Origin of the sequence: Streptomyces sp. NPDC001292, from assembly GCF_042896465.1 — a bacterium.
Taxonomy (GTDB): domain Bacteria; phylum Actinomycetota; class Actinomycetes; order Streptomycetales; family Streptomycetaceae; genus Streptomyces.
This window is the reverse complement of the sequence record NZ_JBIAXG010000019.1, coordinates 54,228-67,448: the sequence shown is the minus strand read 5'-3', so window position 1 is coordinate 67,448 and position 13,221 is coordinate 54,228. Positions and strand designations below refer to the sequence as shown.

Sequence of the window (13,221 nt, the reverse complement as noted above, 5' to 3'; positions counted from 1 at the left end):
CGTTACGTCCTGGCTCATGACAGGTTTGTCCCCGGACGAGCGTAATGTGATCGGGCCCGCAGTAGGTATCCTCCGTTGGGCCGAGCAGCGGTCTCCGCCCTGAGGCCGGGTCCCCGGTACCTGTGTAACGGGCACGCACGCCAAGCGGCGCGAGTGTTCGCCTGTTCGCCTGATCAGGCGATCGGCCGACCTCCGAGGCCGGTGGAGACCGGTCGCCAGGCGGTGCCCAGCGCGCAGTAGGACGAGGGCAGGACCGGCCCCTTCTCCGGAACCAGCATCCGCCGGTAGGGGCCGAGTTCGAACCCGGCGTCGCGCAGGGCGGAGACCGGATCGCGGGCCAGATGGCAGCCGCCGCTCAGCAGCGGCCACACCGTGCGGTCCAGGGCGCGCTGGGTCAGGGCCATCGCCCGGCCGCCGCCCCTGCCGTGCTCGAAGAACCGCACCTCGCCGCCGGGCTTCAGCACCCGCCGCGCCTCGGCGAGCGCGCGCGGCACGTCACGTACGCTGCACAGCACCTGCGCGAGCACCACCGCGTCGAACGCCTCGCTCTTCACCGGCAGCGCCTCCGCGCAGCCCGGCACCACGTCGGCCGGGACCTCGGCGCGCAGGGCGGCCTCGAGCGCCCGCTGCCGCAGCAGCCGCTCCGGTTCGATCGCGACGACCTCCGCCACGGAGCCCGGGTAGCGGGCGAAGTTCAGCCCGTTGCCCGCGCCGATCTCGATCACGCGCCCGGACAGCCCGGCCAGCAGCCGCCGGCGCACTCCGGCCATGCCCATGCTGGTCTCCGCGGCCACGCTGGCACGGGCGTAGTAACGGGCGAACACCGGATGACGGACGGCATCCCGCGCCGCCTTCCCGGAGCCGACGGACCGCAACACCATGGCACCCTCCCGACCATGACGGGCCTACGGTGAGTGTCCCCCACGCCTACCCACCGCACGCCCACCGATGCCGAACCGCGCCCCGCGTCCCGGCCGTACACGGGCGGCGTGCGGGCACGCGGGCCGGGTGCCCGTACGTTCGCCGCCCGGGGGCGTCGGGCTCTGTCCCGGTCAGGCACCCTGCGCGAAGGGCGCGGGTGCTTCCCGGGAGGTGAACTCCTCCGCGTTCCATGTGCCGTTCAGGCGGGAGGCCAGCCAGGTGGGGGCCATGGATCGGAAGGTGGCCGGGGGCAGGGTGCCGGCGGCTTCGGGGAGGGCGCCGAGCAGGGGGGCGCCGGCCGCTTCGGGGAGGTCGGTGACGTTGCAGCGGCAGGCGAGGTCGGGTTCGGTGGGCCAGCTGCCGATCACCACGCCGAGGAGGTCCAGGTCGCGGGAGCGCAGTTCACGGGCCGTCAGCTCCGTCGTGTTCAGCGTGCCCAGGCCCGCCGTGGCCACGACCAGCACCGGGGCACCCAGCAGCTTCGCCGCGTCCGCCAGGGTGCCGCCCTCCGCGTCGAAGCGGACGAGCAGCCCGCCCGCGCCTTCCACCAGCACCAGATCGTGCTCGGTGGCCAGCTTGGCGGCGGCCTCGGCCACCTCGTGCGGACGCACCGGCGCCCGCCCGGCCCGCAGGGCCGCCGTCGCGGGCGCCAACGGCTCCGGACAGCGGGTGAGTTCGCGTGCCGTCACCGCCCCGGCCAGCCGGGCGACCTCGTCGGCGTCCCCGCGCTCGTCCGGCCCCACACCGGTCTGCGCGGGCTTCAGCACGGCCACCGACCGCCCGGCCGCGACGGCCGCCGCGGCGACGGCGGCCGTCGCGACCGTCTTGCCGACCTCGGTGCCCGTGCCCGTGATCACCAGTACCGGCATGTCAACCCTCCCGCGCCGCCGCGCACACCGCGCGCGCGATCCGTGCCACGTCCGCGTCACCGGTGACGTACGGCGGCATCGTGTACACCAGGTCCCGGAACGGCCGCAGCCACACGCCCTCGCGCACGGCCGCCCGGGTGGCCGCCGCCATGTCCACCGCGTGGTCGAGCTGGACCACTCCGATGGCGCCCAGGACGCGTACGTCCCGCACCCCCGGCAGCTCCGCCGCCGGAGCCAGCCCGTCCCGCAGGCCCGCCTCGATCCGCTTGACCTCCGCGCGCCAGTCCTGGCCGAGCAGCAGCCCGATCGACGCGCAGGCCACGGCCGCCGCCAGCGGGTTGCCCATGAACGTCGGGCCGTGCGCGAGCACCGGCACCTCGCCGCGCGAGATCCCCTCGGCCACCCGCCCGGTGCACAGCGTCGCCGCCATCGTCAGATAGCCGCCGGTCAGCGCCTTGCCCACGCACATCACGTCCGGTGTCACGGCGGCGTGCTCCGCCGCGAACAGGGCGCCGGTGCGCCCGAACCCGGTCGCGATCTCGTCGAACACCAGGAGCACGTCGTGCGCGTCGCACACCTCGCGCAGCACCCGCAGATAGGTGGGGGAGTGGAAGCGCATCCCACCCGCGCCCTGCACCACCGGTTCGACGATCACGGCGGCCAGTTCGCCGGCGTGCCGTTCGACCGTCTCCCGCAGATGGTCGGCGTACGCCTCCTCGTACTCCGCGGGCGGCGTGTCCGCGAAGACCTGACGCGGCAGCACACCGGCCCACAGTTCGTGCATCCCGCCCTCGGGGTCGCACACGGACATCGGCTGCCAGGTGTCCCCGTGGTAGCCGCCCCGCCAGGTCAGCAGCCGCCGCTTCTCCGGGCGGCCGAGCGAGCGCCAGTACTGGAGGCACATCTTGACCGCGACCTCGACCGACACCGAACCGGAGTCGGCGAGGAACACATGCTCGAGACCTTCTGGTGACATGTCGACAAGGAGCTTCGTGAGCCGGACGGCGGGCTCGTGCGTGAGCCCGCCGAACATCACGTGGCTCATCCGCGCCAGCTGCTCCCGCGCGGCCCCGTTGAGCACCGGGTGGTTGTAGCCGTGGATCGCCGCCCACCACGACGACATGCCGTCGACCAGTTCGCCCGAGCCGTCCGCGAGCCTCAGCCGCACCCCGCTCGCCGACTCCACGACGAGCGGTTCGTGGCGGCCGGGCATGGGTCCGTACGGGTGCCACACGTGCCGCCGGTCGAGCTCCAGCAGTTCCGGCACGCTCCGGCCGGGCGTGGTGTGCGGTTCAGGCATTGGGCGCGAGGTCCGTTCCGGCGCCCCGGCGGCGCACGGCGACCAGGTCCGTACGCGGCTCGTTGCCGACCGCGGCCGGTACCGATGCCGATGCCGGTCCAGCCGCCGGTGCCGCGGCGGAACCGCAGATCCCGTCACCCTGGTGCGACCCGCACCCCGGCCCCTCGTGCGCATCGCAGCCCGATTCTTCGTGGGACCCGCACCCCGTGCGGTCGTGCGACCCGCACTCGCCCCCGGCCGCCCCCCGGTGCTCGGGCAGCGTCACCTGGTCGGCGCCCTCCACCTCGAACCCGGCGTCCGCGATCATCTCCAGGTCGGCCTTGCCGGCCTGGCCCTCGCTGGTCAGGTAGTCGCCGAGGAAGATCGAGTTGGCCAGGTGCAGCGCGAGGGGCTGCATGGTGCGCAGGTGCACCTCGCGGCCGCCCGCGATCCGCACCTCCACGTCCGGGCAGACGAACCGGACCATCGCCAGGATCCGCAGGCAGCGCTGCGGGGTCAGGTTCCACTCCTTGGCGAGCGGTGTGCCCTCGAACGGGATCAGGAAGTTCACCGGAACGGAGTCCGGGTCCAGCTCGCGCAGCGAGAAGACCACGTCGACCAGGTCCTCGTCGCTCTCGCCCATCCCGGCGATGAGCCCGGAGCAGGCGGACAGACCGGCCGCGTGCGCCTTGTTCACCGTGTCCACCCGGTCGGCGTAGGTGTGGGTGGTGGTGATGTCGCCGTACGTCGCCTCGGAGGTGTTGAGGTTGTGGTTGTAGGCGTCGGCCCCCGCCTCGCGCAGCCGTTCGGCCTGGCCGTCGGAGAGCAGACCGAGGCAGGCGCACACCTCGACGCCCTCGTTCTGCTCCTTGATCGCCTTGATGGTGTCGGAGACCCGGTCCACGTCACGGTCGGTCGGACCGCGCCCGCTGGCCACCAGACAGACCCGCTTCGCGCCGCCCGCGAGCCCCGCCGCGGCGGCCTTGGAGGCGTCGTCGGGCTTGAGCCAGGTGTACTTGAGGATGTCGGCCTTCGAGCCGAGCCGCTGGGAGCAGTAGGAGCAGTCCTCGGGGCACAGGCCCGACTTGAGGTTGACGAGATAGTTGAGTTTCACCCGCCGGCCGAACCAGTGGCGGCGCACCTTCCCGGCCGCGGCCACCACATCGAGCAGTTCGTCGTCGGAGGTGGCCAGCACGGCCAGAGCTTCCTCGCGGGTCGGCGACTCGCGCCGGAGCCCCTTGTCCACCAGCGTCCTCAGCAGGTCCATGAGAGCTGATCCTGTCCTACGGTCCGGTCCGCGGCCAAGGAGACTCCGCACAACGACGGCCCCATCGACATGTGGGTATTGCCACATCATGGGCGGCTGGTCCTGCCGCTAGGGTCTGTCCACTGCCTACAAATGCCCCGGAGGACCCATGGCGTTCGGCTGGATCGAGGAGCGGGCGGACGCACGCCGCCGGGCCGGACTCGTACGGACCCTGCGGCCCCGCCCCGCCGACTCGCCGCTGCTCGACCTCGCGGGCAACGACTACCTTGGGCTGGCCCGCCATCCGGAGGTGACCGAGGGGGCCGCGGCCGCGGCGCGCACTTGGGGCGGCGGCTCGACCGGCTCCCGGCTGGTCACCGGCACCACCGAACTGCACGTGGAACTGGAGCGCGAACTGGCCGGTTTCTGCGGTTTCGAGGCGGCGCTGGTCTTCTCCTCCGGATATGCCGCGAACCTGGCCGCGGTCACCGCGCTGGCGCCGCGCGGCTCACTCGTCGTCTCCGACGCGGGCAACCACGCCTCGCTCATCGACGGCTGCCGGCTGGCCCGGGGCACGACACAGGTCGTCGCGCACGCCGACCCGGACGCGGTGCGCAAGGCGCTCGGCACGCACGAGGGCCCGGCCGTGCTCGTGTCGGACACGGTCTTCTCGGTCGACGGCGACGCGGCCCCGCTGGCGGAGTTCGCCGCGGTCTGCCGGGAGCGCGGCGCAGGCCTCGTCGTCGACGACGCCCACGGGCTGGGCGTCCTGGGCACCGGCGGCCGCGGCGCCGCGCACGCGGCCGGACTGGCGGGCGCCGACGACGTGGTCGTCACGGCCACGCTGTCGAAGTCGCTCGGCAGCCAGGGCGGAGTCGTCCTCGGGCCCGCGCGCGTGATCGACCACCTGGTGAACGCGGCCCGGACGTTCATCTTCGACACCGGCCTCGCCCCCGCGGCCGCGGGCGCCGCCCTGGCGGCGCTGCGACTGCTGAGCCGCGAGCCGGAGCGGGCGGCACGCGCGCGTGCGGTGGCGGCCGAACTCCACGCACGCCTGACCGCCGCGGGTCTGGAAGCGGTACGTCCGGACGCCGCGGTGGTCTCGGTGCGCGCGCCGTCCCCGGAGCAGGCCGTGCGGTGGGCGGCCGACTGCCGGGCGGCAGGCCTGGCCGTGGGCTGTTTCCGTCCTCCCTCCGTGCCCGACGGCATCTCACGGCTGAGGCTGACCGCCCGCGCGGACCTCTCCGGGGCGCAGATCGAACGCGCTGTACGGGTGATCGGTGGAACACGACCATGAGTCGGCGTGACACGGCCGAGCGTCACCGGGTGCGGATATGACCGGATCGTTCGTCAGATGCGGTGCGTCGCGGCCGTGAAGTCTGCCCAGCTCGCGGGGGAGAAGAGCAGCGCGGGCCCGGCCGGGGCCTTGGAGTCGCGCACGGCGAGCAGCCCGGCCCACGGTCCCGTGGCGGGCCGGGCCGTCTCGACGCAGTTGTTGGCTCCCGTGCTGTAGCTGCTGCGCAGCCAGCGCACGCCGTGCAGATCGGTGCTGGAAGGTACGTGCCGAGGCAGAGCGGACATGGTGCCTCCTTACGCGGTATGCGGTTGCGCGCCGTCAGTGGTCCTGGCGTATCCCGGCGATGAAGTCCAACGAGTCCTCGGGCGAGAGGGCGTGGATCCGCAGGGTGTCGAAGGCCTCGCTGTAGGCCTCTAGGTCTTCTTTCCGCTCGAGGTGGAGGCTACTCGTCAAGTGGTCGAGAACCACCACGTTCAGATCAGCAGCGTTCGAAAATGAGAAGATAACGAAAGGCCCGGTGACGCCGACGTGCGCGCCGGCGGCGAACGGCAACACCTGGAGCCGTACTTGGGGCAGTCGGGCCGCCTCCGTCAGCCGCTCCAGCTGCCGCCTCATGACCTCGGGTCCGCCCACCTCCCGGCGCAGCACCGCCTCGTCCAGCACCGCGTCCAGCTCCAGCGGCGGTCGCGAGCGCAGCACGTCCTGGCGGGCCAGCCGCACCTCCACCAGCGCGTCCAGCCGGTCCTCGTCGAGGCCGTCCACGGCGGCCCGGGTGACCGCGCGGGCGTACTCGGGCGTCTGCAGCAGTCCGGGGACGACCGAGGTCTCCAGGGTGCGCATCCCGCTCGCCTGCGACTCCAGGCTGATGAAGTCCCGGTAGGTCGGCGGCAGTACACCGCGATAGGCGTGCCACCAGTGGTGCCGGCCGTCGCCGTCGTCCAGTCCCGCGAGCGCCAGGAGCAGCTCGCGCAGCTGGGAGTCGTCGACCGCGTACGCGTCCAGGAGTGAGTGCACATCGGCCGGTTTCACCCCACTGGTGCCGGTTTCGATCCGGCTGACCTTCGACTGGTGCCAGCCGACCAGGTGGGCCGCCTCACCGCTCGTGAGGCCCGCGCCGGTGCGCAGCGCGCGCAGTTCGGCGCCCAGTTTCCGGCGGCGCACCGCGGGACCGTGCTGCATGGGCTACTCCCTCGCTCCCTCTGAACGCTCCACGCGACCCGCTTCACATACGGTCTGCCGTCGCAGAGTTCACCGCATCGAGCGACAGATATATGCATATCTCGGTGGATCGCCACCGAGACCGGAGTGCTGATGGCAGTCTGACGGCGAAGCACCAGTGCGGGACCGTACTCGAATCATCCGCTCAGTGTCGGACTCCGGTCCCGTGGGAAAGGGACGACGTCGCCATGGCAGACCATCTGGAAGCATCCGTCACTCTGCCGAGCGATCCCGCCTCGGTCTGTGCGGCCCGCGCCTATGTGGCGGGCACTCTCGCGGAGTGGGGCCTGCCGCCGGCCACGGACACCGCGGAGACGGTCCGGCTCATCGTCTCCGAACTCGCCACCAACGCCGTACAGCACACTTTCGGGCAGTCACCCACCTTCACGGTGGACCTCGTCCTGGTGCGTGACGAGCGACTGCGCATCGGGGTCACCGACAGCCACCCCCGGTTCCCGAAACGACTGCCGGCCGCCGTCCAGCAGGACAACGGCCGGGGGATGGTGATCATCCGGTGGCTCACCGCCGAGTGCGGCGGCAGACTGAGCGTGCGGCCGACCCGGGAGGGCGGCAAGACGGTCTGCATCGAACTTCCGTGGACGGCTCCCGCCCGCCCTGTGACGGCCGCGGGCCAGGAACCGTAGGAACGGACGGTGACGACGTGGAAGCGCCGCCACCGCCCGCACTACGGCCGGGTCAGCTGACCCGGCCGTACCAGACGCTCTTCGTCCAGATCTTCTGCAGCTTCACCACGTCCCCGGTCTTCGGGGCGTGCCAGATCCTGCCCCCGCCGGCGTAGATGCCCACGTGGTACACGTATGAGCCCGAGTGGAAGAACACCAGGTCCCCGGCTCGGCGGCTGCGCGCGGAGATGTGCCGGCTCCTGTTGTACTGCTGCGCGGCCGTGCGGGGCAGCTTCTTGCCCGCCTTCTTGAACGAGTACAGCGTGAGCCCGGAGCAGTCGAATCTCCGCGGCCCCGTGGCGCCCCACTGGTAGGGCGACCCCTTCTTGGACGCCGCGATCCGCAGCGCCTTGCTGGCGGTCGTCACGGCCGCGGCCTCGGAGGCCACACCCGGGACCACGATCGAGCCGCCCACGGCGGCGAGAGTCAGGGCCGAGGCCGTGCCGGCCCGGGCCATCAGCGACGGGACACGATTGAGCGCGGTCATGCGCAACCCTTCGTCAGCCGCCTGTGAAGGATGACCTGTCGGATTCGGGCTGGCGAAGTTGCCCGGCCGCGTTGCCGCGGCTTCACCCCAAGGGATGCTCGGTCCGGCCATGGCGTGACCGTTCCGGCGACCCGTCGTGCTTGGGTCCTCCATTCCTGCCGATCCACTCCTGTCGACCGGTCATCCGGGCGGCGGCAGGACTCGGCGTCCGCCCGGACCGCCCCGCCGTTGTGGCGGGGGCTTGTCGTCAGACAGGGATCTTCACCTACGGATGTCCGAAAATCCCAACGGATCCGAGTGTTTGTGTTGTTACTCACCACGCGCCCGTTCGGGTGGACACCCCTCACGAGCGAACGGGCGCCCCTTCCCGTGACGACCCCCGGACCAGCACCGGAACACCTGGTTCCGCCATCCGGGGAGGCGTGTTGCGCAACTGCGGTGGTCCCGAAAAGGGAGCCGAACCTACACCGAAAGGCGGTCGGTCATTCGGGGACATTCCGCGCCGCGTGTCCGGACGGACGGCCTTCCGCGCCCGCCGTGCCCCTGGTTGTGGAGGACGTCAACTTCCGCAGTCCGGGGGCAGGGTGACGCGGGCCGTGCGCCGCTCTCCGTCCAGCACCCGCAGCGCGCGAGCCAGGGTGGCCGCGTGCAGCTCGGTCTCGCCCCGCTGGTGCATCAGCGCCAGCGTGTCCCGCAGCACCACCGCCTTGCCGACGAGCGCCTGAGCGGCTCTCAGGGCCCGGTAGGTGTCCCCGGGCCGGCCCGGGTTGGCGCGGCCCAGCAGGTCGGCCGCCTCCAGGTAACGGTCGATCAGCTCCGCCTCGGCACGGGTCAGCGCCGGCAGGGGCGGCAGCTCGGGTGGCGGCATCGGCGGCTCACCCCGCGTCCGGCGCGGTGCGCGTGGCCCCGCGATTCGGGATGATCCGGTCAACCAGCCCATAATTCAAGGCTTCCCGCGCGTCCAGCACCCGCTCCCGCTCCAGGTCCGCCCGCACCTGCCGCGCGGACCGCCCGGTGCTCCGTACGAGCAACTCCTCCAGGCGGGCGCGCACCCGTGCCAGCTCCTCCGCCTGGATGGCCAGGTCGGACGCCTGGCCCTCGACCGGCTCGGGCAGCGACGGCTGCCGCAGGACCACGCGGGCGCCCGGCAGAGCGTACCGCCTGCCCGGCGTGCCCGCGGCCAGCAGCACCGCTGCGGACGCGACGGCCTGACCCAGGCAGACCGTCTCCACGTCGCAGCTCACGTACCGCATCGTGTCGTGGACGGCCAGCATGGCGCTGAACGAGCCGCCCGGGGAGTTGATGTACAGCGAGACGTCCCGGTCGGGTGCCTGGTGCTCCAGGTGGACGAACTGCGCGATCACGTCGTTCGCCGCGATGTCGTCGACCGGTGTGCCGAGGAGGACGATCCGCTCCTCGAGCAGTTTCGCGTAGGGATCCAGGGGCCGCCGGCCGGCGCTGGTGATCTCGGTGAACTCCGGCAGGACGTAGCGGGCGGACGGTCGCGTCATGGCACACCCCTCCATGCGGCGGGCCCCGCTCCGGTCGGAGCGGCCTCTGTAGAAAATGTACAGGACGTACGTAAATCGCGGAGGTCTTTCCCGTCGCGTCGGGAGCGGTTTCCGGTCGTGCACGGCGTCCTCCTGGGTGAAGCTGGAAGTACGGGCGCTCGACGACCCAGGGGACTGGCCATGGTGTTCTTCGCGATGTCCAAGCGACACCCTCTCCCGCCGCTCTCCGCCACCGAGCTGGTGCTGGAGCGCGAGCGGCTGCACCAGGAGATCGATCAGCTCCAGCGGGCCCTGACCTCGCACGCCGTCATCGACCAGGCGATCGGCGTCGTGGTCGCCTTCGGGCAGATCCCGCCCGAGGACGCCTGGCACGTCCTGCGGGAGGTCTCCCAGCGGTCCAACACCAAGCTGCGCACGGTGGCCGAACACGTGCTGAAGTTCGCCCAGGGCGGTGCTCTGCCCGACATCGAGCTGGAACAGCTGAGGCGGGCGCTGGGGCGGTACTCCGCGCGCTTCCCCGGCGGGCGCTCGCAGCCCTGAGAGCGGCGCGAAGGCCCCGTAAGGTGGGGGTATGGCCTACGAGATTCCGGTGACGCAAGCCAGGGCTGAGCTCGCCGACCTGATCAACCGGGTGGTGTACGGCGGTGAGCGCGTGGTCGTCACGCGGCACGGAAAGCCGCTCGTCGCCCTGGTCTCCGCCGCCGATCTGGAACGGCTCGAGCAGCTCGCGGAGCCTGCCGGGGACCAGGTGGCCGGCGCGGTCTCGCAGGTCCGCGACATCCCGTCCGCCCCTCGTGAGCAGCAGCGCTTCGGCATCACGGCGGACCACCGGGGGCCGGAGGTCCGCTAGCGGGTGAGGCCCGGGGCGGCATGCTGACCGTGTCGCCGACGGGTCCGAACCGCCCTGCCCGACTGGGCAGTTGAACTCTCTCAGGGGCGCCGCGCCACCATCACGCCGCAAGGCGGCGCACTCCGGCGGCCGAGTGAGTGCCGAGCAGCACCTGCGCCCCTGGGTCCTGCCAACCCCCTCAGAACTCCTCTCAGCGGGACACCTCGCGCCGCTTATCGGATTGGCAAAGAAGGTCAACGACCCCTGTTCTCAGGGACCTCACAGCCACAAGGATCCCCGTACTCAATTCGCAACGATGTACGGGGAGGTCCCACTTGAGGGACATGAGACCCAAGAGCCGTGTGCTGGCGCTCGGTTCGGCCGGCGCGCTGGTCACGGCGACCCTGATGGCCGGCGCCGTGGCGACGCCCGCAGCCGGCGCGAACAACGGACAGGGCCAGGACCGCGAGACCCGCGGCGCGGCGATCGCCGCGGAGCGTGCCGCGAAGGCCGGCATCGACTGGCAGGACTGCCCCGCCGACTTGGGGCTGTCCAAGCTCATCCGGTGCGGCTGGGTCTCGGTGCCGCTCGACTACGCCGATCCCTACGGCAAGCAGATCAAGCTGGCCGTCGACCGCATCGGCAACACCGGCACCGAGCAGGAGCGCCAGGGCGCCCTCGTCTACAACCCGGGCGGCCCCGGCGGTTCGGGTCTGCGCTTCCCGACCCGGGTCATCAACAAGACCGTCTGGGCCAACGTCGCGAAGGCCTACGACTTCGTCGGCTTCGACCCGCGCGGTGTCGGCCACTCGGCGCCCATCTCCTGCGCGGACCCGCAGGACTTCGCCCAGGGGCCCAAGATGGACCCGGTGCCCGACTCCGAGGCCGACAAGAGCATCCAGCGCAAGCTGGCCCGCGAGTACGCGCAGGGCTGCTACGAGCGCACCGGCCGGGCCATGCTCCAGCAGATGACCACCGCGAACACGGTCCGCGACCTCGACGTCATCCGCGCCGCGCTCGGCGAGCAGAAGCTCAACTTCCTCGGCGTCTCCTACGGCACCTACCTCGGCGCCGTCTACGGCACGATGTTCCCGGGCCACGTCCGCCGGATGGTCGTCGACAGCGTCGTCAACCCGGCGCGCGAGAACATCTGGTACCAGGCCAACCTGAACCAGGACGTCGCCTTCGAGGGCCGCTGGAAGGACTGGCAGGACTGGGTCGCCGCCAACGACGCCACCTACCACCTGGGCACCACCCGCGACGCCGTCCAGGAGAAGTGGCTGAAGCTGCGCGCCACCGCCAAGAAGAGCCCCATCGGAGGGGTCGTCGGCCCCAACGAGCTGATCTCCTTCTTCCAGAGCGCCCCGTACTACGACTCCTCGTGGGCGCTGGTGGCGAGGGTGTTCAGCAAGTACGTCGCCGGTGACACCCAGGCGCTGATCGACGCCGCCGCCCCGAACATGTCCGACATCGCGGGCAACATCTCCTCGGAGAACGGCAACGCCGTCTACACCGCCGTGGAGTGCATTGACGCCAAGTGGCCCACCAACTGGCAGACGTGGGACCGGGACAACACGCGGCTCCACAAGACCGCCCCGTTCATGACGTGGGCCAACGCGTGGATGAACCTGCCGTGCGCGACGTGGCCGGTCAAGCAGCAGAACCCGGTCGACGTGAAGACCGGCAAGGGCCTGCCGCCGGTGCTGATCGTGCAGTCCACGCGGGACGCCGCCACCCCGTACGCGGGCGCCGTCGAGCTGCACAAGCGCTTCAAGGACTCCCGTCTGATCACCGAGAAGGACGCGGGCTCCCACGGCGTCACCGGCCTGGCCAACCCGTGCATCAACGACCGGGTGGACGCCTACCTGCTCACCGGCAAGGTCGACTCGGCGGACGTGACCTGCGCACCGCACGCCACGCCGAAGCCCTAGCGATCGGCAGCAGGTGACGAGGGGCGGCCGGGATGCCCGGCCGCCCCTCTCGCGCGTACGGCGTGCCCAGCGGCGTCAACCGAGCGGTGCGCGCGGGAACCTGCGCTTGTCACCTTTCCCCTCGGCCTGCTCCGCCTTGGCCACGGCCGCGTACTGGTCGACGTACTCCTGCTCGGACAGCGACAGGATCGCGTACATGATCTCGTCGGTGGCGGCGCGCAGGATCGCCTTCTCGTTCTCCATGCCGGCGTAGCGTGAGAAGTCCAGCGGCTCGCCGAAGCGGATCACGATCGGGTGCGGGCGCGGGATCACCTTCCCGGGCGGCTGGGCCTCGAAGGTGCCGATCATCGCGCACGGGACGACCGGCACCCCGGCCTTGAGCGCCATGACCGCGACGCCGACCTTGCCCTTGTACAGGCGGCCGTCGTGCGACCGGGTGCCCTCCGGGTAGATGCCGAGCAGCTCTCCCTTGCGCAGCACTCCCAGCCCCTCCCGGATGGCGGCCTGCCCGGCCTCCTTGCCCGACCGGTCGACCGGGATCTGGCCCGCGCTGCGGAAGAAGGCGGCGGTGAGCCGGCCCTTGACGCCCGGGCCCGTGAAGTACTCGGCCTTGGCCAGGAAGGTGATCCGCCGTTTGAGGATCGCGGGCATCAGGAAGTGGTCCGAGAACGACAGGTGGTTGCCCGCGACGATGGCAGCTCCCGAGGCCGGCACGTGCTCCAGCCCTTCGATACGGGGCCGGAAGACCATTCTGAGCAGCGGTCCCAGCAGAACGTATTTGAGCAGGTAGTAGAACACGGTTCGCCCCTCACTCCGACCAGCTCGGCTTCAAACCGGTGTTTTGCCAGGTGAAGGGCAGGATCCCGGAATTGGCCCACGTGCGTCAGTAGTCATCTGTAACCGCCTTCGGCCGCGCTCATGCTGACCTCGCGTCCCCGTACCGGACGGAC

General features: G+C 71.6%; 15 protein-coding genes and 1 riboswitch. Of the genes, 5 read left to right on the top strand and 10 right to left on the bottom strand.

Annotation, left to right across the window (positions count from 1 at the left end; translation table 11 throughout):
- Window positions 1-173 precede the first annotated feature (173 nt).
- From ACFY4A_RS21030 to bioB, 4 genes are all read right to left on the bottom strand, one after another.
- Window positions 174-881 (bottom strand): class I SAM-dependent methyltransferase, encoded by a 708-nt coding sequence (locus ACFY4A_RS21030; protein WP_390830892.1) that lies wholly within the window; start codon window positions 879-881, stop codon window positions 174-176.
- 171 nt (window positions 882-1,052) lie between these two features.
- On the bottom strand, window positions 1,053-1,790 hold the full coding sequence (gene bioD, locus ACFY4A_RS21025) for a dethiobiotin synthase (protein ID WP_390830891.1): 738 nt from the start codon (window positions 1,788-1,790) through the stop codon (window positions 1,053-1,055).
- Window position 1,791: 1 nt separating this feature from the next.
- The gene (locus ACFY4A_RS21020; protein ID WP_390830890.1) at window positions 1,792-3,090 is read right to left on the bottom strand and encodes an adenosylmethionine--8-amino-7-oxononanoate transaminase; all 1,299 of its coding nucleotides are present in this window, start codon (window positions 3,088-3,090) and stop codon (window positions 1,792-1,794) included.
- Window positions 3,083-4,336: a biotin synthase BioB gene (gene bioB / locus ACFY4A_RS21015; RefSeq protein ID WP_390830889.1), complete on the bottom strand. Its 1,254-nt coding sequence runs from the start codon at window positions 4,334-4,336 to the stop codon at window positions 3,083-3,085. The genes ACFY4A_RS21020 and bioB overlap by 8 nt, the downstream gene beginning before the upstream one ends.
- A 148-nt stretch (window positions 4,337-4,484) precedes the next feature.
- Here bioB and ACFY4A_RS21010 point away from each other — a divergent pair, with 148 nt between their 5' ends.
- Window positions 4,485-5,612, top strand: a complete 1,128-nt coding sequence (locus tag ACFY4A_RS21010) for an 8-amino-7-oxononanoate synthase (protein ID WP_390830888.1) — start codon at window positions 4,485-4,487, stop codon at window positions 5,610-5,612.
- Window positions 5,613-5,665: 53 nt separating this feature from the next.
- Here ACFY4A_RS21010 and ACFY4A_RS21005 read toward each other — a convergent pair whose 3' ends face one another.
- The gene (locus ACFY4A_RS21005; RefSeq protein ID WP_390830887.1) at window positions 5,666-5,896 is read right to left on the bottom strand and encodes a DUF397 domain-containing protein; all 231 of its coding nucleotides are present in this window, start codon (window positions 5,894-5,896) and stop codon (window positions 5,666-5,668) included.
- Between the two features lie 34 nt (window positions 5,897-5,930).
- Window positions 5,931-6,791, bottom strand: coding sequence for a helix-turn-helix domain-containing protein (locus ACFY4A_RS21000; protein WP_390830886.1), 861 nt, complete (start codon window positions 6,789-6,791; stop codon window positions 5,931-5,933).
- A gap of 227 nt (window positions 6,792-7,018) precedes the next feature.
- Between ACFY4A_RS21000 and ACFY4A_RS20995 the strand changes: the two genes are divergently transcribed.
- Window positions 7,019-7,474, top strand: a complete 456-nt coding sequence (locus ACFY4A_RS20995; RefSeq protein WP_390830885.1) for an ATP-binding protein — start codon at window positions 7,019-7,021, stop codon at window positions 7,472-7,474.
- 52 nt (window positions 7,475-7,526) lie between these two features.
- On the opposite strand, the gene ACFY4A_RS20990 is transcribed toward ACFY4A_RS20995, so the two are convergent.
- The 3 genes from ACFY4A_RS20990 to ACFY4A_RS20980 all read right to left on the bottom strand — a co-directional run bounded on the left by ACFY4A_RS20990 (window position 7,527) and on the right by ACFY4A_RS20980 (window position 9,511).
- The gene (locus tag ACFY4A_RS20990) at window positions 7,527-8,000 is read right to left on the bottom strand and encodes a C40 family peptidase (RefSeq protein WP_390830884.1); all 474 of its coding nucleotides are present in this window, start codon (window positions 7,998-8,000) and stop codon (window positions 7,527-7,529) included.
- Between the two features lie 3 nt (window positions 8,001-8,003).
- Window positions 8,004-8,217: riboswitch (cyclic di-AMP (ydaO/yuaA leader) on the bottom strand.
- A gap of 342 nt (window positions 8,218-8,559) precedes the next feature.
- Entirely contained in the window at window positions 8,560-8,868 is a 309-nt protein-coding gene (locus tag ACFY4A_RS20985) for a hypothetical protein (RefSeq protein ID WP_390830883.1), read from the bottom strand.
- A gap of 7 nt (window positions 8,869-8,875) precedes the next feature.
- On the bottom strand, window positions 8,876-9,511 hold the full coding sequence (locus tag ACFY4A_RS20980) for an ATP-dependent Clp protease proteolytic subunit (protein ID WP_390830882.1): 636 nt from the start codon (window positions 9,509-9,511) through the stop codon (window positions 8,876-8,878).
- Between the two features lie 180 nt (window positions 9,512-9,691).
- Here ACFY4A_RS20980 and ACFY4A_RS20975 point away from each other — a divergent pair, with 180 nt between their 5' ends.
- From ACFY4A_RS20975 to ACFY4A_RS20965, 3 genes are all read left to right on the top strand, one after another.
- The gene (locus ACFY4A_RS20975) at window positions 9,692-10,051 is read left to right on the top strand and encodes an ANTAR domain-containing protein (RefSeq protein WP_390830881.1); all 360 of its coding nucleotides are present in this window, start codon (window positions 9,692-9,694) and stop codon (window positions 10,049-10,051) included.
- Between the two features lie 31 nt (window positions 10,052-10,082).
- Window positions 10,083-10,361 carry a type II toxin-antitoxin system Phd/YefM family antitoxin gene (locus ACFY4A_RS20970; RefSeq protein ID WP_390830880.1) on the top strand — a complete coding sequence of 93 codons (279 nt, stop codon included), beginning with the start codon at window positions 10,083-10,085 and terminating at the stop codon, window positions 10,359-10,361.
- Between the two features lie 314 nt (window positions 10,362-10,675).
- Window positions 10,676-12,271, top strand: a complete 1,596-nt coding sequence (locus ACFY4A_RS20965) for an alpha/beta hydrolase (protein ID WP_390830879.1) — start codon at window positions 10,676-10,678, stop codon at window positions 12,269-12,271.
- Window positions 12,272-12,346: 75 nt separating this feature from the next.
- Here the strand turns inward: ACFY4A_RS20965 and ACFY4A_RS20960 are convergent, their stop codons facing one another.
- Window positions 12,347-13,069, bottom strand: coding sequence for a lysophospholipid acyltransferase family protein (locus tag ACFY4A_RS20960; protein WP_390830878.1), 723 nt, complete (start codon window positions 13,067-13,069; stop codon window positions 12,347-12,349).
- Window positions 13,070-13,221 lie beyond the last annotated feature (152 nt).

Excerpts from the sequence above, each read along its gene's own strand:
- ACFY4A_RS21000 (WP_390830886.1), bottom strand. The coding sequence starts at position 6,791 with ATGCAGCACGGTCCCGCGGTGCGCCGCCGGAAACTGGGCGCCGAACTG.
- bioD (WP_390830891.1), bottom strand. The coding sequence starts at position 1,790 with ATGCCGGTACTGGTGATCACGGGCACGGGCACCGAGGTCGGCAAGACG.
- ACFY4A_RS21020 (WP_390830890.1), bottom strand. The coding sequence starts at position 3,090 with ATGCCTGAACCGCACACCACGCCCGGCCGGAGCGTGCCGGAACTGCTG.
- ACFY4A_RS21030 (WP_390830892.1), bottom strand. The coding sequence starts at position 881 with ATGGTGTTGCGGTCCGTCGGCTCCGGGAAGGCGGCGCGGGATGCCGTC.
- ACFY4A_RS20985 (WP_390830883.1), bottom strand. The coding sequence starts at position 8,868 with ATGCCGCCACCCGAGCTGCCGCCCCTGCCGGCGCTGACCCGTGCCGAG.
- ACFY4A_RS20980 (WP_390830882.1), bottom strand. The coding sequence starts at position 9,511 with ATGACGCGACCGTCCGCCCGCTACGTCCTGCCGGAGTTCACCGAGATC.
- ACFY4A_RS20990 (WP_390830884.1), bottom strand. The coding sequence starts at position 8,000 with ATGACCGCGCTCAATCGTGTCCCGTCGCTGATGGCCCGGGCCGGCACG.
- ACFY4A_RS21005 (WP_390830887.1), bottom strand. The coding sequence starts at position 5,896 with ATGTCCGCTCTGCCTCGGCACGTACCTTCCAGCACCGATCTGCACGGC.
- ACFY4A_RS20975 (WP_390830881.1), top strand. The coding sequence starts at position 9,692 with ATGGTGTTCTTCGCGATGTCCAAGCGACACCCTCTCCCGCCGCTCTCC.
- ACFY4A_RS20970 (WP_390830880.1), top strand. The coding sequence starts at position 10,083 with ATGGCCTACGAGATTCCGGTGACGCAAGCCAGGGCTGAGCTCGCCGAC.
- bioB (WP_390830889.1), bottom strand. The coding sequence starts at position 4,336 with ATGGACCTGCTGAGGACGCTGGTGGACAAGGGGCTCCGGCGCGAGTCG.
- ACFY4A_RS20995 (WP_390830885.1), top strand. The coding sequence starts at position 7,019 with ATGGCAGACCATCTGGAAGCATCCGTCACTCTGCCGAGCGATCCCGCC.
- ACFY4A_RS21010 (WP_390830888.1), top strand. The coding sequence starts at position 4,485 with ATGGCGTTCGGCTGGATCGAGGAGCGGGCGGACGCACGCCGCCGGGCC.